We start from the raw sequence: 21339 nt of genomic DNA, 5'->3' as shown, positions 1-21339 counted from the left end.
GAGCCAATGCTGCGTCACCACATGCTCTGGGCACCCCGCACCACCCTCCCAGGAGCGCATCGGAGTCGCCATGCCATCGCACGCCGCCGCAGCATCCTCATACGGTGAATGTCCGCACGGCGCATTTCCCCACCGTGACTCGGCCGAGGAGCGCAAGCAGCGCCGCTTCGCACTGATCGGCGGATCGCTAGGCAATCTCGTCGAGTGGTACGACTGGTTTATCTACGCCAGCTTTGCCATCTACTTCGCCGACTCCTTTTTCCCCGGCGATAACCCGACGACCAAGCTGATGAATACGGCGGGCATCTTCGCGGTCGGCTTTTTGATGCGTCCGGTCGGCGGCTGGGTGCTGGGACGGGCCGCCGACCGGCATGGCCGCAAAAGTGCACTCACGCTCACCGTCACCATGATGTCGGTGGCTGCCCTGTTGATCGCCATTGCGCCCACCTACGATCAGGCGGGTTACTTCGGCGCACTGGTGCTGCTTTTGGCCCGGTTGCTGCAAGGGATGAGCATTGGCGGGGAGTACGCGGCCAGCGCCACGTATCTCACGGAGGCGTCCGCACCCCATCGCCGCGGCCTCGGCTCCTCGTTCCAGTACGTGTCGATGACCTGCGGGCAACTCCTTGGCCTCGCCATCCTGATCACGATGCAACACACCTTGACCACCGCCCAGTTGGAGAGTTGGGGTTGGCGGGTGCCGTTTCTCGTTGGCGCAGTGTTCGCACTGGTCGTGTTCTGGCTACGGCGCCGGCTCACGGAGACGCAGGCGTTCCAGGAGCAGGACGGCGCGGGCTCGGACGACGACGCGGGCACGCTCAAGGTGCTGTGGGCACACCGCCGCCAGGCGGGCCTGGTCATGGCCCTGACCCTCGGCGGCACGGTGGCCTACTACACGTACACCACCTATCTGACGAAGTACCTGATCGGCAGCGCCGGAATGGAGAAGAACACCGCCACCTTGGTCAGCTTCACCGCGCTCGCGGTCTTCGCGGTGCTGCAACCATTCGCCGGCGCGCTGTCCGACCGGATCGGCCGCCGCCCGCTGCTCATCACCTTCGCCTTCGGCTGCACGGTCGGTACGTACCCGATCATGACCGCTCTTGGCTCGGCCTCCTCATACTGGCCCGCGCTCGGCCTCTCCCTGATCGCCCTGGTCATCGTCACCGGCTATACGTCGATCAACGCGGCCGTGAAGGCGGAGTTGTTCCCGACCAGGGTGCGTGCGCTCGGCGTGGCCCTGCCCTATGCGGTGGCTAACGCGCTGTTCGGCGGCACGGCGGAGTACGTGGCGCTGTGGTTCAAGAAGAGCGGCCATGAGTCGATGTTCTTCTGGTACGTCTCGGGCTGTGCGTTTGTCTCGCTGGTGACGTATCTCCTGATGCCGGATACCAAGAACGTGGCGCTGAGCCGCGCCGAGAACGAGACTGCTGGTGCTGGTGCTGGTGCTGGTGGCGCCGAGGCCGGCGCCGCAGCAGGCGCTGCCTCCGGGACCGGCACCTCGCTGCCTGGTGCGGACCGATCCATCACCGCCGGCTCGACCACCACGCGCTGAGCCCGGCCCGGCCCGGTGCCGCGCGGCGCGGGCGCGGCGGACTGTCCGCCGCCGCCGGCGGCGGGAAGGCAGAGTCCCTGGGCGGCGAGAAGGCACGGCCCCGGGCGGCGGGGATGCGGCTTCCGCCGTGGCTCGTGGTATTCCGGTAGCTGTTGCCCCCGGCCACCAGGAGAGTCCTCATGCACACCTTGCTCGTCGAGGACGACGATCGGATGGCGCACGCCCTTGGCACCGCGCTGGCCCTGCGCGGACATACCGTGCGCCGGGTCAGCCGCGCCCTGGACGCGCTGCGGCACACCGGGGAAGCCGAATTCGTCCTCCTCGACCTCGGGCTGCCGGACCTGGACGGGCTGGAGCTGCTGCGCCGGCTACGTGCCGTATGCGCGGTGCCGCTGATCGTCGTCACCGCCCGGTGTGAGGAGCACGACATCGTGCGCGGGCTGCGGGCCGGTGCCGACGACTACGTGGTCAAGCCGTTCCGGATGGCCGAGTTGATGGCGCGCATCGACTCCGTACGCCGCCGCTCCGCCCCGGGGGCCGGCGCTGAGCCGACAGCGGACCCGGCGTACGGCGTGGGCCGGGCCGGGCAGGAGCCGGTACGGGCCGGGGACGCGCTGATCGACCTCGCAGGCCGCACCGTGACCGTGGCCGGAGACCAGGTGCGACTGACCCGACGCGAGTTCGACGTCCTCGCACACCTGGCCGCCCGGCCCGGCGAGGTGCACTCGCGCGACGAGATCCTGTACCGGGTGTGGGGCGACGCCCTCCAGGCCGCGTCGCGCTCGCTGGATGTCCATGTCGCGGGCATCCGCGCCAAAACCGGCAGACCCGGTCTGGTACGCACCGTGCACGGCTTCGGCTACCAACTCGGCCCCGGCACCTCGCTCGGTGAGCAAGGCACCAGCGCCGTGGACCGGGAGCCCGGCGTCCGATGAGGCGCCGGCTGCTTGCCGTGCTGATGGCGCTGATGGGGGCGGCGACCATCCTGCTCTCCCTGCCGCTCGCCGACGCGTACGCCCGGGGCCGCACCGAGCACCTGCTGCTCCAACGGCGCGCGGACGCCGTGCGGTTCGCCGACCTCGCCGACCGCGGGCTCACCGAAGCCGACCAGTCGGAGCTGTCAGCGGAGATCCACCGCTATGCGCAGTTGTACGGAGCCGGTGTGCTGATCAGCGACGCCAACGGCCGCACCATGCTGCGCGCCGGCCCCCGTTCCTGGTGGGCGGGCCCGCGCGCGGCGGACGCCAAGAACCGGGCGCTGGCCGGTCGCTCGACGGAGCGGCTACCCACCGTACGGCCCTGGGGCCCGGACACCGAGGTGCTGGCCGAACCGGTCGGCAGGGACGAGCGGGTCAGTGGCGCCGTGCTGCTGGCTGTCCCCACCGACGTCGCGCGCCGGGACGTGACGGCCCGCTGGTCGCTGATCGCGGCCGGTGCCGTCGCCGCCTTCGCCGCGGCGGCGCTGGCCGCGGCCGGGATCACCCGGTGGCTGATGCGCCCGGTCCGCGACCTCGACCAGGCCGTTGGCGGCCTGGCCGCCGGCAGCCTGCACACCCGCGCCGTATCCGCTTCGGGGCCGCCGGAACTGCGGAGCCTAAGACGGCATTTCAACACCATGGCCGAGGGCATGGCCGACTCCATCCGCCGGCAGCGTGACTTCGTCGCCGACGCCTCACACCAGTTGCGCAACCCGCTGGCCACCCTGGTGCTGCAACTGGAGAACGTCGAGCCCCACCTCGCGCCGGCCGGACGCCCCGAACACGCCCGCGCGCTGGACGAGGCCGAGCGTCTTGAGGAGTTGTTGGACGGGCTGCTCGCGCTGGCCCGCGTGGAGTCGGGCACGGCCGAACGCGCCGACCAGAACGCCTCCACCGCGGTACGGGAACGGGTCGCGGCCTGGTCGCCGGTGTTCCGCGCTGCCCGGCTCGACCTGTCCGCCGAGGTCGCGGACGGGTTGCGGGTACGGGCGCTGCCGGATGCGGTGGGCCGGGTGCTCGACGCGCTCTTGGACAACGCCGCCAAATTCGTGCCGCCCGGCGGCCGGGTGCGGGTGCGGGCCGTCGCCCGGGACAACGCGGTGCTGGTACGCGTCGCCGACGACGGGCCCGGCGTACCGGCGGACCAACTTCCCACCGTGATCAGGCGCTTCACCCGCGGCGCCGAGCACCAAAACGTGCCCGGCAGCGGACTGGGCCTGGCCATCGCCGATGAGTTGGCACGTGCGAGCGGCGGCACCCTGACGACGATGGCCGAGTCCCCGCACGGCCTCGCGGTGGAGCTGCGGCTCCCGGCAGCCGCAGTGGGTGAAGACGTGACGGTAGGCGGCGACGTGTCCGCAAGCGGCGACGTAGCAGCAGGTCAGACGCCCTGAGCCGGGTACGTCGGGTACGGCTCGGCCCGGCGTACCCGTACCCTGGCGACGTGACGATGCACAAAGCCGTCGATGTGAACGTTGACGCGATGATTGATGATCTGCGGACGCTCGTGGAAATCGAGTCGCCATCGGGCGATCTCGACGCCTTGCGGGCATCGGCCCAAGCTGTCGGCTCCCTCATCGAAAGCCGCCTCGGTGGGCGGGCCAGCCTCGTGGAGAGCGAGGCAGGGCCGCATGTTCGCTGGGCGGCTGGTGGCGATCCCCGGGTGCTGATCCTCGGACACCACGACACGGTATTTCCGCTCGGCACCCTCGACCGCCGCCCGTTCACGGTCGAAGGCGGGCGAGCAACCGGCCCCGGGGTCTTTGACATGTTGGGCGGTTTGGTGCAGGCCATCCATGGCCTGGCGGCGCTCGAAGACCGGTCCGGGGTCGAGATCTTGGTGACCGCCGACGAAGAGGTCGGCTCCCACTCCTCGCGTGCGCTCATCGAGGAGCGGGCCCTTGCCTGCGGCGCTGTGCTGGTGTTCGAGGGCGCCGCCGATGGCGGAGCCGTGAAGACCGGCCGCAAGGGCTGCGGCACCTTCCACGTCTCCATCGCGGGTCGGGCCTCGCACGCGGGGCTTGAGCCCGAAGCCGGGGTCAACGCCCTGATCGAAGCGGCGCACCAGGTGCTCGCCATCACAGCGCTCGCTCGCCCCGACGTGGGCACGACGGTGACCCCGACCGTGGCGTCCGCAGGAACCACGAGCAACGTCGTGCCCGCAGCCGCGACCGTCACCGTGGACGTCCGGGTCGAGTCGGCCGATGAGGCCGAACGCATCGAAGCCGCGTTCGCCGCCCTGACTCCCCATCTCGAAGGGGCGAAGCTCGTGGTTCGGGGAGCCGTCAGCCGGCCGCCGATGCCCGAGTCGGCGTCGGTCGAACTCTTCGCGATCGCACAGCGACTGCTTCCCGGCCTCGAAGGGACGGCGGTCGGTGGCGGCAGCGACGGCAACTTCACGGCCGCCCTCGGGGTGCCCACCCTCGATGGCCTGGGAGCAGTCGGAGGGGGCGCCCATGCCGACCACGAGTACCTGGTGATCGACGCCATGGCCGAGCGGGCGAACCTGGCCGCTGGCCTGGTGCACGCGATACAGCGCGCGGCGTAGAGCAGCGCGGGGCAGCGCGGGGCAGCGCAGAACAGCGCAGAACGGAAGCACGCGCGGGAGGTTCGCCTCGTCTCGCATCGCTCGAACTGGCTGGGCTGGCTGGGCTGGCTGGCCGGGCTGGGCCGGCCGAGGATCAGCCGTACACCGACCGGTAGTAGTCGGCAGCTCCCGGGTGGAGGGGCACGGCCCCGGTGGCGACGGCGAACCGGGGTTCGAGGCGGGCGCCGGCCGTCACCTCCCGCAGCAGCTCGCGCCAGCGGCCGAAAACGACCTCAAGCAGCTCGCGCGCGGCCGGCTCGGACACATCGCCGCGGGCCGCCAGATAGTTGCTGACTCCGACCGTACGCACCGGCTCCCGCAGCCCGTACACGCCGGGCGGCAGCGTCACCGCGGAGTAGACGGGGCCGTAGGCCGTGCGCAGCGCCGAGACTTGGCCATCCAGCGGCAGCAACCGCAGCGGCAGCGTCTTGGCGAGCGCGGTCAGCGTCGGTGTGGGGACACCGCCCGACCACATCAGGGCGTCCACGTCGCCATTACGCAGCGCTCGGGCCGACTCCGCGAGGCCGAGCCGTAGTTCGCGTACGGCACGGTCGCCGCTCAACCCGGCGGCGTACAGCACGCGTTCGGCCACCGCACGCAGCCCGGACCCGGTCGCGCCCGTGGCGACGCGGCGCCCCGCCAGCTCACTGACGGAGCGCACCGGGCCGTGCGCAGGGACCACCAGATGCGTGTAGTTGACGTACACCCGGGCCAGTGCGGTCATCGCCACCGGCGCGGAGAACGGCTCTCGGCCGCGTACCGCGTCCTGCGCAGCGTCCGCCATCGTCATCGCCAACTCCACGTCACCTTCGGAGAGTTGGCGTAGGTTGTCCGCACTCGCGGCGGTGGCCACCGGCACTACATCGAGCCGGCGCCCGCTCGCGGCGACTGCCTTGGCCAGCGCCCGTCCGAAGGCGTTGTACGGGCCACCATCGGGGCCCGTCGCCAGCCGTAGCCGTCGCATGGGCCCCGGGCTGGACGAACACCCTGCCGCGGTAAGGGTTGCGACCGCCATGGCGGTCGCCGACCGGGCACCGCCGCGCAGCAGCCCGCGTCGGCTCATGACCGAAACCCCCGCTGGGCCAAGGGTGGCGGGGCCCACCAAGGGGTCGTCTTTGCCGAGGGCGTCCGAGCTGGTCACGAACGCAGCGTAACGAGCACCCCGGGCCCGGCGCCCACGCCCGCCGGTGAGTCACCGCCACCGAGGCGAGTGGGCGGTGTACCCGCTGCGCCAACAGCCCTGCCTTATGTCTGCCTTATGCCGGCCTCACGGTTGTCTGATGCCTGCCTCATGCCTGCCTCATGGACCTGTCCTGGCGCGCATTTCCCTGCGAGCGCCGCGTTCCAGCGTCGGCCAGAGCCCGGCCTCCTCGAAGTCCAGTGCCCACAGGGCGGTGTTGACTACGCCGTGCCGGTGCAGCACCGGGAGGTGGGCGGCGATGCCGCGAGCGTCCTGGTACCAGACCTCGCGGCGGCGCCCGTTGTCGGCGTACGTGAAGTGCGGCGTCTTCGACGCGGCGTCCAGTGCGTACGGGGCGCCCACGCGGCGGCGCAGGGCCTCCGCCTCACGGGTGGTGCGATGTGTGGCACGGGCGCGGTCGCCGGCGCGGTAGTCCCAGCCGTACGCCGGGATGCCCATCTCGATCCGGTCAGCGGGGACGCGCGATGTGGCGTAGCGCAGGATGGCGTCGTACCAGGCGGGTGAGGACAGCGGGCCGGGCGGGCCGAGCGCGTTGTGCAGGTTGTAGCCCATGATCCGCAGGCGGTCCACGGCACGGCCGAGCCGCGCATAGTCGTAAGCGGGAGCCGTATCGCTGGCGTGTGTGCGGGGATACACCGCGACGGTGCACTGCTTGCCGCGGGCGTGCAGCCGTGCGCACACCTCGCTGACCAGCGCGCTGAACCCGTTGCGTACGCGACGGAGCACGGCCGGGTCAGCGGAGTGGTTCATCCGCTCGTAGTCGAGGTCAAGGCCGTCGTACGGGCGGCTGTCGGCGAGCCGCAGCAGTGTGTCCGCATGGGCGGCGCGCCGGCTGGGATCGGTGAGCAACGCGGCCATGGCGGCGGCGTTCGGGGCCTCGGTGACGGTAGGGACGACCTTGATGCCGGCCCTGTGTAGCCCGTCGATGATGCGGTGCTCGCCCGCGCCAGGATGCGCGGTGATCCGCTGAGTCGAGGTCATCTCGTACCAAAAGGGGCTGACCGTGTGCAGCTGGTCGGCGTGGGCCAGCGCGTCCCGGTAGGCGCCGTCCTGTTGCCAGTACGGCAGCCAGGCGGAGACCGTGCGGCGCGGGGCGGGTGGCGGCCCCGCCGCCCCGGTATCCGCTCCGGCGGACGCCGCCGGCGACGTGAGCGCCAGCAGGGCGAGCACGGACACCGGGACCAGAGCGCGAGGGAAGATCACGCACTCAGTCTCGGGCCGGCTATGCCGCCGCGCACCCGTGGTGCGCCGTGCGGGGGGTTGCGTGTGCCGCGCGGTCGCGCTCTCGTGGGGGAGCGTCGTTGGGGATTACGGGTTACGGGGCGAGACCTCGCCCATCTGTCCCCAGCCGTCCATGTCCGGTATCTCGGTGGAGACGATCTGCGGGGTCTCGGCGACCGCGTAGGACATGGCGTCCGTGCCCGCCTTGAAGTGCGCGGACTCCACGTGCTCCCGGCCGGCCTCGCCGTCGCGGAACGCCTCGACCAAAACGAACTGGTGCGGGTTGGTCACGCTGCGCGACCACTCGAAAAACAGGTTGCCTGGCTCGCTGCGGGTGGCCTCGGTGAAGTCAGCGACCAAGTCGAGCCAGTCTTCGGCGCGCTCGGGCCGGACGGTGAATTTCACGGTGATGAAGATCATGCGGGTTCCTCGGGTGGGGGAGGCGGGTGGGGTACGGGGCGGGGCCGCCCCGCCCTAATAGCCTAACCTCCCAGGTCACATGGGGTGCGGCCGGCCAGAAGCGGCGGGGCGGCGGGAGGCTCGCGAGGTGGCGCGGGGTCGCGGCTCGGGGCCGGTACGTGGCGCGGAACGGGCCCGCGGCGCGACACTCGCTCGCGGCGGCGCTGGTCCGCGGCGCGCGCGATGGGCCTCGGCCCCGGCGCCGCCCGAGCCACCGACGCCGACCCGAACGACCGGAAGGTCACGATCCGGTTGCGGAGTTGCCCCCTCCTCTTGTGCTGAGGCCGGTCATCGTTTCCCCTCGATGTAATCGATTACAAAGCTCTGCGGAGCGCGTACGGAGGTGGCATCCATGGCGGGCATCAAGGACGTCGCGCGCCAGGCCGGAGTATCGGTGGCGACGGTCTCCCGAGTGTTGAACGACCACCCCTCCGTCCGCGCCGACACCCGCGACAGGGTGCTGACCGCCGTCGCCGCCCTGCGTTACCGGCCCAACGCCGTCGCCCGTTCGCTACGCACCGACCAGACCCGCACCCTGGGGCTGGTCATCAGTGATGTGCTCAATCCGTTCTTCACCGAGTTGGCCCGCTCCGTTGAGGACCAGGCGCGTGCGCTCGGCTACAGCGTGATCATCGGCAATGCCGACGAGCGGCCCGACCTCCAGGACCACCACGTACGTACGCTGCTCGACCGGCGCATCGACGGTCTCCTCGTCAGCCCCACCGACGGGGGCTCCCCGCTGATGCTGGACGCGGCGCGCTCGGGCACCCCGATGGTCTTCGTCGATCGCTGGATCAAGGACGTGGACGTGCCGGTGGTCCGCACCGATGGCCGCGCCGCCGTCCGCGAGTTGGTCGCCCACCTGCATGCCTTGGAGCACCGCAGGTTGGCCATCATCGCGGGCCCCGCGGCTACCACCACCGGCCGCGAACGCGTGGACGCCTTCCGCTCCGCGCTCCGCGAGTTCGGGCTGCCGCTGCCCGCCGCGTATATCGGGCGGGGCGATTTCCAGGCGGACAGCGGCAGACGCGCCACCGCCGCCTTCCTCGACCTGGACGAGCCCCCCGCGGTGATCTTCGCCGCCGACAATCTGATGGCCCTTGGCGCGATGGACGAGATCCGCGCCCGCAAGCTGCGGGTGCCCGATGATGTGGCGCTCGCCGCGTTCGACGACATCCCGTGGTTCATGCACACCGACCCACCGGTCACCGCGATCGCCCAGCCGACCGGGGACCTCGGCGCCGCCGCCGTACGGGCCCTGGTCGGCCTGATCGACGGCCGCGCCGCCGAATCGGTCACGCTGGCCGCCCGCCTCGTCGTCCGTCGCTCATGTGGCGAGTGACCCGGGGGGCGTGCGCGGGCGCGGGAGCGCGAGCGGGAGAGCCGGCGCGGAACTGCCGCACGAGCCCACGGCACCAGACGAGCCGGACGAGCCGCCAGGGCAGACACTCCCCAGCCAAGGCCCACAAGCCCCAGGCCCACAAGCCAGGTCGCCAACCAAGGCCCCGAGCCAAGGCCCCTCAACCAAGGCCCCCGAGCCAGGCAGCCCAGCCAAGAATCGCCAGCCGAGAATCGCCAGCAACCCCGAAGAAGGGAGACCCCGATGGAGCCGCGGGCTGAGCCGGACGGCCCCGAAGTGCTGCGCATGGAGAGCGTACGCAAGACGTTCCCCGGCGTGGTGGCGCTCGACAGCGTCAACTTCGACCTGCGAGCGGGTGAGGTCCATGTCCTGCTCGGTGAGAACGGGGCGGGCAAGAGCACGCTGATCAAAATGCTCTCGGGCGCGCACCGCCCCGACAGTGGACGGATTGTGGTGGACGGCACGCCGGTACGGCTAAAAGGCGCGCAGGACGCGGAACGGCTCGGCATCGCCACCATCTACCAGGAGTTCAACCTGGTGCCCGAACTGAGCGTCGCCGAGAACATCTTCCTCGGCCGCCCGCCGCGCCGCTTCGGCCTCATCGACCGGCGGCGCATGGAGACGGACGCGGCTCGGCTCTGTGAGCGCGTCGGCGTCACCGTCGATCCGCGTGCCCGGATACGCGACCTGGGCATCGCCCGCCGCCAGATGGTGGAGATCGCCAAGGCGCTCAGCCTGAACGCCCGGGTGCTGATCATGGACGAGCCCACCGCGGTCCTCACCACCGACGAGGTCGGCAGGCTCTTTCGGATCGTTCGCGCGCTGCGCGAGGACGGCGTGGCCATCGTCTTCATCACCCACCACCTGGAGGAGATCGCCGCCATCGGAGACCGGGTCACCGTGTTGCGCGACGGCCGCAGCGTCACCCAGGTCCCGGCCGGCACCGACCAGGACGAGTTGGTGCGCCTGATGGTGGGCCGCAGCATCGAGCAGCAGTATCCGCGCGAACCGGTCGATGCCGGTGAGCCGCTGCTCAGCGTCGCGGGGCTGACCCGCGACGGCAGCTTCCACGATGTGGGCTTCGAGGTACGGGCGGGCGAGGTGGTGGGCTTGGCCGGGCTCGTCGGCGCGGGCCGTACCGAGGTGGTGCGGGCCGTCTTCGGCGCCGACCCGTACGACGCGGGCACCGTCACGGTGCTCGGCCAGCCGCTGCCCCGGCACGACGTCGGCGCGGCGTTGGCCGCGGGCATCGGCCTGGTTCCGGAGGACCGCAAGGCGCAGGGCCTGCTGCTCGATGCCTCGGTGCAGGAGAACCTCGGCCTGGTCACGCTGCGCCGCGCCACGCGCGCCGGGCTCGTGGACCGGGCGGGCCAGCGCGAGGCCGCCGCCCGCATCGCCACTCGGCTCGCGGTCCGCATGGCCGGTCTCGATCAACACGTACGCACCCTGTCCGGCGGCAACCAACAAAAGGTCGTCATCGGCAAGTGGCTGCTGGCCGACAGCAAGGTGCTCATCCTCGACGAACCGACGCGTGGCATCGACGTGGGCGCCAAGGTCGAGATCTACCACCTCATCAACGAACTCACGGCATCGGGCCACGCGGTCTTGATGGTCTCCAGCGACCTGCCCGAAGTGCTCGGCATGAGCGATCGGGTGCTGGTGATGGCCCACGGTCGAATCGCCGGTGAGCTCAGCGCACAAGAAGCGACCCAGGACGCCGTCATGGCCCTGGCAGTCAAGGGCGACGACGTCGCGAAGGGCACGCACATGGAGGACTCCGGTGGCCAGTAACACGGTGAAGAACCCCGACGCCAGGGGAGCCGAGGCACACGGGGCGGTGCCGGTGGCCCGCCTCCTGCTCGACAACGGCGCACTGACCGCCCTTGTGGTGCTGGTCGCCGCGATGTCACTGCTCTCCACGGACTTCCTCACCACCCAAAATCTGCTCAACGTCGGCGTCCAGGCAGCCGTCACCGCGATCCTCGCCTTCGGCGTCACCTTCGTCATCGTCGCGGCCGGCATCGACCTGTCGGTCGGCTCGGTGGCCGCGCTCTGCGCGACCGTGCTGGCCTGGACGGCGACCTCGCACGGACTGCCGGTGTGGCTAGCCGTGCTGCTCGCCGTCGCCACCGGCATCGCCTGCGGGGCGGCCAGCGGCGCACTGATCGCCTTCGGCAAACTGCCGCCGTTCATCGCGACCCTGGCGATGCTGTCCATCGCCCGCGGCCTATCGCTGGTGATATCGCAGGGCAGCCCGATCGACCTGCCAGACCCCGTGTCCTCGCTCGGCGACACCCTCGGCGGCTGGCTGCCGGTTCCGGTGCTCGTGATGCTGGTCATGGGCCTGCTCACCGCCGGGGTGCTGAACCGTACCTACGTCGGCCGCGTGATGTACGCGATCGGCGGCAACGAGGAAGCGGCCCGACTCTCCGGCATCCAGGTGCGGCGGCAAAAGCTCGTCGTCTACGCGCTCTCCGGCGCCTTCGCCGCGGTCGCCGGCATCGTGCTGGCCTCGCGGCTGTCCTCCGCACAGCCCCAGGCGGCCGTCGGCTACGAACTCGACGCCATCGCCGCCGTCGTCATCGGGGGCGCCAGCCTCGCCGGCGGCGTCGGCAAGGCGTCCGGCACGCTGATCGGCGCCCTGATCCTCGCCACACTCCGCAATGGGCTCAACCTCCTTGAGGTGTCCTCGTTTTGGCAGCAGGTGGTCATCGGTGCGGTCATCGCGCTGGCCGTCCTCCTGGACACCGCGCGCCGCCGCGCGGGTGCCGGTCCCGCTGCGTCCAACGCCGCATCGGGTGCCCCGGGCGTGGGCCACCGCTGGTGGAGCGGCGCGCCGCTGCGGCTCGGCGTGGCCGCCGTCGTGGTGGCGGCGGTGGTCCTGGGCGCCGTGCTGCGCGGCTCGGGATCGTCCGGCTCCGATACGAAGGTCGGCCTTTCCCTCTCGACCCTGAACAACCCCTTCTTCGTCGAGCTCAAAAAGGGCGCGCAGGAGGAGGCCGAGGCCGCGGGCGTACGCCTGAATGTGACCGATGCGCAAAACGACGCGTCACAGCAGGCCAACCAGGTGCAGAACTTCACCAGTCAGGGGGTGGGGTCCATCATCGTCAACCCAGTGGACTCCGACGCCGCCGGCCCCGCGGTCAAGGGCGCCAACAAGTCCGGCATTCCGGTGGTCGCCGCCGACCGGGGTGTCAACAACGCCGACGTCGGCACGCTCGTCGTCTCCGACAACATCGCGGGCGGTCGGCTCGCCGCCAAGGAACTGGCCCGCCAACTCGACGGCCGGGGAACCATCCTGGTGCTCCAGGGCACGGCAGGCACCTCCGCCGCCCGGGAACGCGGCAAAGGGTTCGCCGATGGCCTCGCGGCGTACCCCGGCATCACGGTTGTCGGCAAGCAGCCCGCGGACTTCGACCGCGCCAAGAGCCTGGACGTCACCACTAATTTGCTCCAGGCCCATCCGGACGTGACCGGCGTCTTCGCGGCAAACGATGAGATGGCGCTCGGCGCAGCCAAGGCACTGGGCAGCAAGGCGGGCACCTCGGTCAAGGTCATCGGCTTCGACGGCACCCCGGACGGCTTGAAGGCCGTGCAGGACGGCACGCTCGCCGCGACGATCGCCCAACAGCCGCGGGAACTCGGCAAGCTTGCGGTGCGTAACGCGATCAAACTCGCCAAGGGCGACCCGACGCGTCGTACGGTCAAGGTGCCGGTGAAGGTGGTTGCCGCAGGCTCCCGGTAACCGATACGAGGGGCCCGCGGCCACCGGCGCGCGGCACGGCCGGGGGCCGGCAGGCGTGGTGACCTGGCAGATTGACGTGACAGCTGCGGTGGTCAACAGATTGAGCTGGCAGCTTCGGTGACCCGACAAGAGGCGACAGCGAGGGCCCGTGCGGGCGGAAAGGACGTGTTTCATGGAGGGCTATGACCTGCTGGTCGTCGGGTCGGCCAACGCCGACCTGGTCATTGGCGTACAGCGACGACCGGCGGCAGGCGAGACGGTGCTCGGCTCCGACCTGGTCACCCATCCGGGCGGCAAGGGCGGCAACCAGGCCGTGGCCGCCGCGCGCCTTGGCGCCCGTACGGCGCTCCTCGCGCGGATCGGTGACGACGCGCACGGCCGGCTGCTGCTCGATACGCAGCGCGCGGCGGGCGTCGATACGGTCGGCGTACTGGTGGGCGGGGCACCCACGGGGGTGGCGCTGATCACCGTGGACCCCTCGGGTGACAACAGCATCGTCGTCTCGCCCGGCGCCAACGCCCGGCTCACCCCAGGCGACATCCACGCGGCTTCGGCACTGCTGGCCGCGGCCACGGTGGTCTCGCTCCAGTTGGAGATCCCGCTGGAAACGGTCGCGGCGACGGTACGGGCTGTGGGCCCCGGCACCCGCGTGGTGCTCAACCCCTCGCCGCCCGCGCTGCTGCCATCCGATGTACTGGCGGCCTGCGACCCACTCGTGGCCAACGAGCACGAGGCGCGCTACCTGCTGGCCGATCACCCCGCCAGCGAGGACGCCGACCCGGCGGCATGGGCGACGGCCCTGCTCGCGCGCGGCTCGCGCTCGGTGGTCATCACGCTGGGCGCGGCGGGCGCCCTGGTCGCCGACCGGCGCGGCCACGTCCACATCCCCAGCGAGCCGGTCGATGCGGTGGACACCACGGGCGCAGGCGACGCGTTCACCGGCGCACTGGCCTGGCGGCTCGGCGTGGGAGACGACCTGGAGTCAGCCGTACGGTTCGCCGTCCGGGTCGGCGCGGTGGCCGTCACCAGACCGGGGGCCCAGCAGTCCTTCCCCACCGCTGCGGAGGTTACGGCGCCGGGGGAGTGAGCGCGCTCCGCGTCGTCGCCCGTGGCGAGGCTGGGGGCGGTCAAGACCAGTTTGCTGCTCCGACGTCCACTGGTCCCGATTCCGTCACCTCCTGGCACCTCGGTCAAGGCCGTTACTGGCTGTGCCGAACGCCCCGGGGTGGGACTGCGCGAGGAAGTCACTGGGGAATCCGAGAGTGAAGTCAGCGGCGGCTTCCAGGCGCCGTACCTGTTCCTCGGACAGGGTTGTGTCGAGCACGCCGAGGTTGTCGGCCAGCTGTTCGACAGTGCTGGCGCCCAGGATTGGATGCACAGCCGCGGAATGTGACCGGGTCCAGGCGAGGGCGACCTGGGCGGGCGTGGCGCCGATCTCGTCGGCGACCTCACGAACGGCTGCGACCACGGTGTGTTGCTGGGGGGTGAGGTCGCAGGATCGGCCGGTCAAGACGCCGTGCGCCAGGGGGCTCCACGCTGCGACGGTCATCTCGAACGACTCGGCCATAGGCAGCAGTTCGCGCTCGATGTCCCGTTGCAGCAGGTTGTAGGGCACTTGCAGGCCAGCGAAGGGTGTCCAGCCTCGCCAGTGGGCCAGCGTATTGGCTTGGGCGACGACCCATGCGGGGGCATCGGAGATCCCGACGTAGAGTATTTTGCCCGCGCGGACGGCGTCGTCCAGCGCCCGCATGGTCTCGTCGACGGGGGTGTGCCGGTCCCACAGGTGTGCCCAGTAGATGTCGATGTAGTCGGTCCGCAGCCGCTTGAGGCTCTGTTCCAGGGACAGGGTGAGACTCTTGCGGTGATTGCCCGCGGCGTTGGGGTCGGTGATGTCGCGCGAGAGCGTGTACTTGGTCGCCAGGACAAAGCGGTCGCGGCGGCCGTGCAGGACGTCGCCGAGGATGCTTTCGCTCTGCCCGTCACGGTAGACGTTGGCGGTGTCGATCACGTTGCCGCCGGTGTCGTCGTAAAGGTCGATGATGCGGCGGGCCTCGGCGGGCGAGGCGCCGCCGTCCCCGAAGCTCATGGCGCCCAGGAACAGTTCCGAGACGCGGAGCCCGGTCCTGCCCAGTAGTCGGTACTGCATGACTCCCCCGGTCTTCGTGGTTGGTCCGGATGCTGGTCGCTACGCGGGTGCAGTCTGCGCGGTGGCCGTACGCAGCGGCTTGAGCACCCCGGACCAGGCGATGACCTCGTCCAGCAGCTCGTACAACGTCGATTCTTGATGGGGCCCCGGGGTGATGACACCCGGCTCGGACGGGTCGGTGATAGCGAAGTCCGTGAAGGCCGAGAGGGCGACTTGGGTGCGCACATTGGCGACCTGAAGTTCGGTCATCGTCAGCCGCAGATGCTCCACGGCGCGGATACCGCCATGTACGCCGTGGCTGACGAACCCGGCCGCCTTGTTGTTCCACTCCGCGTACAGGAAGTCGATCGCGTTCTTCAACGCGCCGGGGAAGGAGTGGTTGTACTCCGGGGTGACGAAGACGAACCCGTCGAAGGAGGCGATGGTATGTGCCCACTGGACAGTGTGCGGATGGCGATAGTCCCCGAACAGGGCAGGGAGCGGCTCATCCAGGGCGGGAAGCGCGTAGTCCGCCAGGTCCACGATTTCGAAGGCCACCTCCCCCCGGGTAGCGGCTGTGTGCCGGGCGGAGACTTGCGCGACCCACTCGGCCGCGACGGCCGTTCTGCGGGACGGCCGGGTGCTGCCGATGATGATGGCGATCTTGAGCATGTGTCTCTCCTGGACTCGGCGTGCACACGCAGCGGCGTACCGCGGTGCTGTGTGCCTCAACACGAGGTAAAGTACAACGCTCAATGCATTTAGTAAAACGAACGCTGCAAAAAAGCCTGGAGGACCCAGTATGGCCAGTCAGAACACCGCAACCGGACGCCCCCGAGGCCGGTCGGCGGACAAGCGCCAGGCAATCCTCGGCGGCGCACTGACCGTCTTCGCCCGGGACGGCTACACCCGGGCCAGCATCGACGCCATCGCCGCCGAGGCCGGGGTGTCCACGCGCACCATCTACAACCACTTCACGGACAAGGCCGAGCTCTTCCAGGCCACCATCCAGGAGAGCGCCACCCTCGCTGCGGAAGCCCAACTCGCCATCATCGACCGGCACCTGCGCAAGATCACCAACCTGGAGGCCGACCTCCTCGACTTCGGCCGGGACTTCGTCACCCCGATGACTGCCGCGCACTCGGCGCACTTCGCACTCGTACGCCAGATCAACGCCGACGCCGGACACATCCCGCAGGCCGCCATCGACGTCTGGCAGGAAACCGGCCCTCTGCGGGTCCGCCGCGAACTTGCCAAACACCTGCGCCAATGGTCGGACCAGGGGCTGCTCCGCACCGCCGACCCGGACCAGGCAGCCGTCCACCTCATGCTGCTGATCTCAGCCGTGGACCCCTCCCGCCCAGGCTCCGGCGCAGCCACACAGGAGGACATCGACGACAGGATCGCCGCCGGCGTCCATGTCTTCCTCAACGGCTACCGGAGCTGACCCCTCGGCCCCGCTCTCCGACAGCTCCGACAGCTCCGGCAGCTCCGCCGAGAGCTAACGGCGGGCGGCCCCGTGTGTCGGGTCACTCCCTGGAGGAGTCTGACAACCGGCCGAAGCAGGGCCTACGACTCCTGAGCCAAGCCGCAGCCTCGACTGCCTCGACCCGACGCTCTGACAAATGACCATTATCTTGATGCTGAGAAGCGCTGCCTCCCACGTAGATGAAGGGCTGCTGTGCCCGGATGATCTGCCTGATGGATGTGCTTATCTGCCGCCGTCCATCACGTGAATTCCCGGAGGAAGCATGCTGGTTCACCGTGTCCTGTCACCGACCACGCGGCTTGAGTCGTGGACGGTACTGGGCGACGACGATGTCCCAGTCGGGCCGATCGAGCAATATCTGGCGTACCTGACAGACATCGAGCGGCCCCCGAACACGATCCAAGGCGTACGCCCACGACCTCAAGGACTACTTCACGTTCCTGGGACCGCCCGCGGCCTGCCGCAGACGCCTCACCTCTCGGCTTCCGCCGTCTTGACCGTGACCAGCGCGGCCAGCGCAACCAGCGCAGACCGCGGATCGTCGGCGTAGAACCGCAGCGTGCGGGCGCTGGTCGGGCTGCCGAGGGGGCGTAGGAAGGAGACTGGCTCGGTCAACTCGACGGTGAGGGTGGTCTGCCCGCCGACGACGAGGTCGGCCGTTTGGTCATCGCCGATCTCGACCAGCCGGCCCGTGGGGGAGCGTAGATGGAGGCGCGCGGAGCTGATGCGGTCGGCGGGTATGTGGATGTCCACTAGCGGCCCGTACCGTAGGCGCAGCGAGCCGTCCGCGCCGATGACATGCGGGCGCATCACACACGCGGCGTGCAGGCCCAGCACGAACACGATGCCGTACACGTCGATGACCAGCACGATTCGGTGCACCAGCGGCCATGGGATGAGATACGCCAGCGCCACCGTCTCCACGAGGCAGACGAAGAGCATCCCGTACAGGGCTGCCGATTGCGCCCCGGCGTAAGCGACCGCCGTATCGCCGTCGCGCACCCCGTGCGGGCGGCGGCGGGCGAGCCAGCGCAACAGGCTCGCCGACAGCACGAAGTCATGCCGCATCAGGCGCCGTAGCTTTGGTGGCATGGTCGTCCGCACCACGGCAGCGCTGGCAGTTGCCAGGGAGAGTGCCCGGGTGCGGGCCCAGCGGCGGCAGCGCGCCAGTCGGTGCCCGGATGTTGGAGGGCGTGCGGATGTGGCGTGTGTGGTGTGGGTCATGGGGACTGCTCCTGGAGTAGTCGTACGGCTTGCCGAATGGCCTCGGCCTGGGCAGGGGCGAAGTCCGCGTAAAGGGCCTCGGCGAAGGCGCCACCCGGCTCGGCGTCGGAGTCACGGATGGCGGCATCGGCCATCGCGTCCACCACCTCGTCCGGCACCTGCGCCGCGATGGCCCGCGCCAGCTCCGCCACCCGCGGATCGCCGACCGGCGCTTCGGCCAGCGCATCCATCCGCACGTACACCTCGTACGCGCGCTCCATCGCTGCCGGGTCCGCGCCCATCGACCGCGTCATTGCGGCCAGCCAGCCGCGGGCCTCGGTGGACGCGGTCCCATCGAGCAGCGCGATCAGCTCGCGCTCCTTCGCGGCCATCGCCGGTTCCGGGCCCGGCAGCTTCGCCGATGTCCGGGCCATTTCCCGGAAAACAGCGGCGACCTCGGCCGACACGGGGCCCTCCGCCGGCAGCCCCTCGCCTTCCGCGGACAGCTCCAGCAACTCGGCAAGGCGCGCCCGGCGCAGCCGGATGGTCTCCTCCTGCCGGGCCAGATCCGCATCGAGTTCGCTCAGCACCTCGCGCAGCTCCTTGCCGGCGTCGTCGGCGAGCACATCGCGCACCTCGTCCAGGCTCAGCCCCAGCTCCGTGAGGCGCCGGACGCGGGCGAGTGCCACCGCGTCGCGCAGCCCGTACACCCGATAGCCGTTGGCCCGCCGCACGGGCTCGGGCAGCAGTCCGATGCGGTGGTAGTGCCGCACGGTGCGGGGGGTTACGCCCGTGAGGGCGGCGAGTTCTCCAATACGCATGTGGCCAGTAGAAACGTTGACGCCGCGACAAGGTCAAGTGACGTGTCACGCAAGGGGGAAGACCGCCTAGGCTCGTCAGCCGTGACAGCTAACAGCACACTGGCGACCGCCCAGCGATCTCTCGGCGATCCGACCATCAGGTACCCGCTGTGGCCCGCGCTGACCATGGGCTGCCCCCAGACCAGCACCGCCACCATCTCCTATCCGGTCGAGGTGGACTACGCGTACGACAGCGTGGACATCGCTCTGTTCGACCCGGGGTACGCCGCGGCGCACGCCATATCTCCGAGCGCTGGCATCGAGCGCTGGGCGCCGCTGCTTCCGCCGTTGAACGCGCCGAGTCTCGGCGAGGGCGGCACCCCACTGATCGAGTTGGAGCCCGGCGTCTTCATCAAGGACGAATCGCGCAACCCCACGTGGAGTCACAAGGATCGGCTCAACCGCTGCACGACGAGCGCGGCATTGCGAGCCGGGGCCTCGGGCATCGTGGTGGCCTCATCCGGCAACCACGGTGCGGCGGCAGCGGCGTACGCGGCGCGGGCCGGGTTGCGCTGCGTGGTCTTCACCGCTGAGGACACGCCACCGGCGGTTGACGCCTTCATGCACGCCTACGGCGCGGTGGTGCTGCCGGTGCCGGTGGCCGATCGGTGGCCGCTGATGCACAAGGTCGTCGAAGACTGCGGGCTGTACCCGGTCAGCAACCTGACCACCACCCACACCGGGCACGCCTTCGGGGCCGAGGGCTACAAGACCATCGCGTACGAGATCCACGCCGACCTCGGGGTCCCGGCGGCGGTCTTCGTGCCGTCGGGCTACGGCGAACTCCTCTACGGTGTTTGGAAGGGCTTCGCCGAACTGCGCCGCCTCGGCGTCACCGGCGCCGTACCGCGGATCTTCGCCTGTGAGCCCGCCGCTGGTGGCCCGCTGTCGGCGGCGGTACGCGAGGGCGTCCCCGCGACCGAGGTCGCTGTTGGCCCCACCGACGCGTACGGCATCGACTGTTCCGTCGGCGGCTACCGGGGCGTCGTCGCACTCCGCGAGAGCGGAGGCCGTCCGCTGCTGCTGAGCGACAACGAACTGCACGCAGCTCAACGGGAGTTGGCCTCTTCGGGGCTGTGGGCGGAACTGTCCGCAGCCGCCGGACTCGCGGGTCTGCGCCAGTGCGGGGACATGGAGGGCCCGGTGGTGTGCGTGTCCACCTCAAGCGGCTTCAAGGACGTGTCGGTCGGCCTGCACACCAGCGAGCCGGTGCCCCCGGAGTGGGCGGAGGTGCGGCGCCGACTGCGGTCCGCCGGCATCGACGCGTAACGCCGCACGACGGCGGGGGCCCGCACGGCGCGTAACGTCGTACGGTGCGGGCCCCGCACGGCGCGTGACCTCGTGCGGCGCGGGCCCCGCACGGCACAGGCCCAGTACAGCGCGTACGCCCGCGCGGCGCGGCGCCCGTGCGGGCCTACCCGCCTACCCGCCTGCCCGGCTGCCTACCGGTCAGCCGCAGCGGCGGGCCGATCGCGGACGGCTCAGCACATCTTGTAGTCGTACCGGGTCGAGTTGTACGAGCAGGCGTCTACGCGGCTACCGGAGGACTTCCGCAGCGTCGCGGTGTCCTTGTCGTTGTTCCACACGTAGGCCCGCCGGTCCTGGTACTTCGTGGACGCGTTGTCATTGCCACTACCGGTGCGAACCGTCACGGTCTTGCCCGCGCCCAGCGTGTAGGAACCGAAGGTGTACTTGTGCCGGGAGGCGTCGGTGACCGTCCAGCCTCTGAGGTTCACACCGCGCTTGGTCGAGTTCTTGACCTGCACGTACTCCGCGTTCAAGCTTTTGGTAGACCGGTCGTCCTTGCCGGGGCTGTCGTAGTAGATCTTGTGCAGGTGTACGGAGCCGGCGGCCTGGGCCTGAGTGGGCAGCAGCGGCACCAAAGCCACCCCCGCGACAACGGCAGCACAGGTCGCGGTACGTATGGAAAACATGAGCGATTCCTCGTGATCATGGCCGGGAACCCCCCTTGGCCCCGGCGAGAAGGTCACACTACGGGCAGTCCGGCGAGAATCGGGCGGTATCCGGGAAGTGTGCTGCGGAACGTGATCTCCCAACAAAGGGTGAACCGCGGTGCACCTGGGGTGTGTTGTGTCACCGCACGTCGCTGGAGCGCCGCACCGGGGTCCTTGTGCCCCTGTCCCGGGCCCCGCCGTCCCGGCGCTTCCAGAGCAGCAGGTCGGTAAGTGCTCACGCGCATCCGGTGCTGGGGCAGAACTGCCATGAGCCGCAAGGGCCGTTGGCGGAGAGTTGGGTGATCTGCCAGCAGCGGGAATCGGCGTTCCATTCGTGGGCGACGACATGCAGTCGTCCATCGGCGAGTGCGGCGATCCGGCTGGGCTGACTCAGCCCGGTGGACGCCGCAGTGACCCGGCCCATCGGCTGGAGGGGGCCCCACTGGCCCTCGCGCATGTGCGGCACGCCAGCGGCTCGTAACGGCCGCGCGAAGACCGGGCCCCTGACCGGAGCGTCCGCGCCTCCCGGTACGTCACCGACCAGGGTGGCCGTGAACTGGTCTACAGCATCGTGCTCACCTTCGGCGAAGGCACATTCCACA

Annotated in this window: 19 protein-coding genes and 1 pseudogene; 11 read left to right on the top strand and 9 right to left on the bottom strand. The window is 70.4% G+C overall.

Annotation, left to right across the window (positions count from 1 at the left end; translation table 11 throughout):
- Window positions 1-172 precede the first annotated feature (172 nt).
- The 4 genes from FHS42_RS17320 to FHS42_RS17305 all read left to right on the top strand — a co-directional run bounded on the left by FHS42_RS17320 (window position 173) and on the right by FHS42_RS17305 (window position 5080).
- Window positions 173-1555, top strand: coding sequence for an MFS transporter (locus FHS42_RS17320; RefSeq protein WP_246494935.1), 1383 nt, complete (start codon window positions 173-175; stop codon window positions 1553-1555).
- A 179-nt stretch (window positions 1556-1734) separates the two neighbouring features.
- Window positions 1735-2490, top strand: a complete 756-nt coding sequence (locus FHS42_RS17315; RefSeq protein ID WP_184573123.1) for a response regulator transcription factor — start codon at window positions 1735-1737, stop codon at window positions 2488-2490.
- The gene (locus FHS42_RS17310) at window positions 2487-3926 is read left to right on the top strand and encodes a sensor histidine kinase (protein ID WP_184573122.1); all 1440 of its coding nucleotides are present in this window, start codon (window positions 2487-2489) and stop codon (window positions 3924-3926) included. The genes FHS42_RS17315 and FHS42_RS17310 overlap by 4 nt, the downstream gene beginning before the upstream one ends.
- 56 nt (window positions 3927-3982) lie before the next feature.
- The gene (locus FHS42_RS17305; RefSeq protein ID WP_184573253.1) at window positions 3983-5080 is read left to right on the top strand and encodes a M20 family metallopeptidase; all 1098 of its coding nucleotides are present in this window, start codon (window positions 3983-3985) and stop codon (window positions 5078-5080) included.
- A 133-nt stretch (window positions 5081-5213) separates the two neighbouring features.
- Here the strand turns inward: FHS42_RS17305 and FHS42_RS17300 are convergent, their stop codons facing one another.
- The 3 genes from FHS42_RS17300 to FHS42_RS17290 form a co-directional block, all read right to left on the bottom strand.
- Window positions 5214-6260 (bottom strand): TAXI family TRAP transporter solute-binding subunit, encoded by a 1047-nt coding sequence (locus FHS42_RS17300; RefSeq protein WP_312866921.1) that lies wholly within the window; start codon window positions 6258-6260, stop codon window positions 5214-5216.
- 159 nt (window positions 6261-6419) lie between these two features.
- Window positions 6420-7523 (bottom strand): glycosyl hydrolase family 18 protein, encoded by a 1104-nt coding sequence (locus FHS42_RS17295; protein WP_312866920.1) that lies wholly within the window; start codon window positions 7521-7523, stop codon window positions 6420-6422.
- Between the two features lie 105 nt (window positions 7524-7628).
- Window positions 7629-7961 carry a putative quinol monooxygenase gene (locus FHS42_RS17290; RefSeq protein ID WP_184573121.1) on the bottom strand — a complete coding sequence of 111 codons (333 nt, stop codon included), beginning with the start codon at window positions 7959-7961 and terminating at the stop codon, window positions 7629-7631.
- Window positions 7962-8352: 391 nt separating this feature from the next.
- Here FHS42_RS17290 and FHS42_RS17285 point away from each other — a divergent pair, with 391 nt between their 5' ends.
- The 4 genes from FHS42_RS17285 to rbsK all read left to right on the top strand — a co-directional run bounded on the left by FHS42_RS17285 (window position 8353) and on the right by rbsK (window position 14192).
- Window positions 8353-9342, top strand: coding sequence for a LacI family DNA-binding transcriptional regulator (locus FHS42_RS17285; RefSeq protein ID WP_184573120.1), 990 nt, complete (start codon window positions 8353-8355; stop codon window positions 9340-9342).
- 261 nt (window positions 9343-9603) lie between these two features.
- Window positions 9604-11151, top strand: coding sequence for a sugar ABC transporter ATP-binding protein (locus FHS42_RS17280; protein ID WP_184573119.1), 1548 nt, complete (start codon window positions 9604-9606; stop codon window positions 11149-11151).
- A gap of 4 nt (window positions 11152-11155) precedes the next feature.
- A complete protein-coding gene (locus FHS42_RS17275; protein WP_312866932.1) occupies window positions 11156-13105 on the top strand; it encodes an ABC transporter permease/substrate-binding protein in 1950 nt (649 codons plus the stop codon).
- A 172-nt stretch (window positions 13106-13277) separates the two neighbouring features.
- On the top strand, window positions 13278-14192 hold the full coding sequence (gene rbsK / locus FHS42_RS17270; protein ID WP_184573117.1) for a ribokinase: 915 nt from the start codon (window positions 13278-13280) through the stop codon (window positions 14190-14192).
- Window positions 14193-14276: 84 nt separating this feature from the next.
- Here rbsK and FHS42_RS17265 read toward each other — a convergent pair whose 3' ends face one another.
- Window positions 14277-15251 carry an aldo/keto reductase gene (locus FHS42_RS17265; protein WP_184573116.1) on the bottom strand — a complete coding sequence of 325 codons (975 nt, stop codon included), beginning with the start codon at window positions 15249-15251 and terminating at the stop codon, window positions 14277-14279.
- Window positions 15252-15290: 39 nt separating this feature from the next.
- Complete coding sequence (locus FHS42_RS17260; RefSeq protein WP_184573115.1) at window positions 15291-15902, bottom strand: NADPH-dependent FMN reductase; 612 nt, start codon at window positions 15900-15902, stop codon at window positions 15291-15293.
- 130 nt (window positions 15903-16032) lie between these two features.
- On the opposite strand from FHS42_RS17260, the gene FHS42_RS17255 reads away from it, so the two are divergent.
- Window positions 16033-16677 carry a TetR/AcrR family transcriptional regulator gene (locus FHS42_RS17255; RefSeq protein WP_184573114.1) on the top strand — a complete coding sequence of 215 codons (645 nt, stop codon included), beginning with the start codon at window positions 16033-16035 and terminating at the stop codon, window positions 16675-16677.
- A gap of 513 nt (window positions 16678-17190) precedes the next feature.
- Here the strand turns inward: FHS42_RS17255 and FHS42_RS17250 are convergent.
- Complete coding sequence (locus FHS42_RS17250) at window positions 17191-17943, bottom strand: hypothetical protein (protein ID WP_246494913.1); 753 nt, start codon at window positions 17941-17943, stop codon at window positions 17191-17193.
- Window positions 17940-18743: a MerR family transcriptional regulator gene (locus tag FHS42_RS17245; protein ID WP_184573113.1), complete on the bottom strand. Its 804-nt coding sequence runs from the start codon at window positions 18741-18743 to the stop codon at window positions 17940-17942. The genes FHS42_RS17250 and FHS42_RS17245 overlap by 4 nt, the downstream gene beginning before the upstream one ends.
- A gap of 159 nt (window positions 18744-18902) precedes the next feature.
- Here FHS42_RS17245 and FHS42_RS17240 point away from each other — a divergent pair, with 159 nt between their 5' ends.
- Window positions 18903-20051, top strand: coding sequence for a threonine synthase (locus FHS42_RS17240; protein ID WP_246494932.1), 1149 nt, complete (start codon window positions 18903-18905; stop codon window positions 20049-20051).
- 212 nt (window positions 20052-20263) lie between these two features.
- Here FHS42_RS17240 and FHS42_RS17235 read toward each other — a convergent pair whose 3' ends face one another.
- Window positions 20264-20716 (bottom strand): lamin tail domain-containing protein, encoded by a 453-nt coding sequence (locus FHS42_RS17235; RefSeq protein WP_184573112.1) that lies wholly within the window; start codon window positions 20714-20716, stop codon window positions 20264-20266.
- Between the two features lie 256 nt (window positions 20717-20972).
- Entirely contained in the window at window positions 20973-21161 is a 189-nt protein-coding gene (locus FHS42_RS39125) for an FHA domain-containing protein (RefSeq protein ID WP_246494912.1), read from the bottom strand.
- A gap of 25 nt (window positions 21162-21186) precedes the next feature.
- Between FHS42_RS39125 and FHS42_RS39120 the strand changes: the two are divergent.
- A pseudogene (locus tag FHS42_RS39120) lies at window positions 21187-21314 on the top strand (D-alanyl-D-alanine carboxypeptidase); the annotation flags it as partial.
- Window positions 21315-21339: the final 25 nt, after the last annotated feature.

It is taken from the genome of Streptomyces zagrosensis, assembly GCF_014203645.1.
Classification (GTDB): domain Bacteria; phylum Actinomycetota; class Actinomycetes; order Streptomycetales; family Streptomycetaceae; genus Streptomyces; species Streptomyces zagrosensis.
The sequence above is the reverse complement of the archived record's forward strand: the minus strand, read 5'-3'. Positions and strand labels throughout refer to the sequence as shown.

Excerpts from the sequence above, each read along its gene's own strand:
- FHS42_RS17245 (WP_184573113.1), bottom strand. The coding sequence starts at position 18,743 with ATGCGTATTGGAGAACTCGCCGCCCTCACGGGCGTAACCCCCCGCACC.
- FHS42_RS17235 (WP_184573112.1), bottom strand. The coding sequence starts at position 20,716 with ATGTTTTCCATACGTACCGCGACCTGTGCTGCCGTTGTCGCGGGGGTG.
- FHS42_RS17290 (WP_184573121.1), bottom strand. The coding sequence starts at position 7,961 with ATGATCTTCATCACCGTGAAATTCACCGTCCGGCCCGAGCGCGCCGAA.
- FHS42_RS17305 (WP_184573253.1), top strand. The coding sequence starts at position 3,983 with ATGCACAAAGCCGTCGATGTGAACGTTGACGCGATGATTGATGATCTG.
- FHS42_RS17280 (WP_184573119.1), top strand. The coding sequence starts at position 9,604 with ATGGAGCCGCGGGCTGAGCCGGACGGCCCCGAAGTGCTGCGCATGGAG.
- FHS42_RS17285 (WP_184573120.1), top strand. The coding sequence starts at position 8,353 with ATGGCGGGCATCAAGGACGTCGCGCGCCAGGCCGGAGTATCGGTGGCG.
- rbsK (WP_184573117.1), top strand. The coding sequence starts at position 13,278 with ATGGAGGGCTATGACCTGCTGGTCGTCGGGTCGGCCAACGCCGACCTG.
- FHS42_RS39125 (WP_246494912.1), bottom strand. The coding sequence starts at position 21,161 with ATGGGCCGGGTCACTGCGGCGTCCACCGGGCTGAGTCAGCCCAGCCGG.
- FHS42_RS17265 (WP_184573116.1), bottom strand. The coding sequence starts at position 15,251 with ATGCAGTACCGACTACTGGGCAGGACCGGGCTCCGCGTCTCGGAACTG.
- FHS42_RS17250 (WP_246494913.1), bottom strand. The coding sequence starts at position 17,943 with ATGACCCACACCACACACGCCACATCCGCACGCCCTCCAACATCCGGG.
- FHS42_RS17260 (WP_184573115.1), bottom strand. The coding sequence starts at position 15,902 with ATGCTCAAGATCGCCATCATCATCGGCAGCACCCGGCCGTCCCGCAGA.
- FHS42_RS17310 (WP_184573122.1), top strand. The coding sequence starts at position 2,487 with ATGAGGCGCCGGCTGCTTGCCGTGCTGATGGCGCTGATGGGGGCGGCG.
- FHS42_RS17315 (WP_184573123.1), top strand. The coding sequence starts at position 1,735 with ATGCACACCTTGCTCGTCGAGGACGACGATCGGATGGCGCACGCCCTT.
- FHS42_RS17255 (WP_184573114.1), top strand. The coding sequence starts at position 16,033 with ATGGCCAGTCAGAACACCGCAACCGGACGCCCCCGAGGCCGGTCGGCG.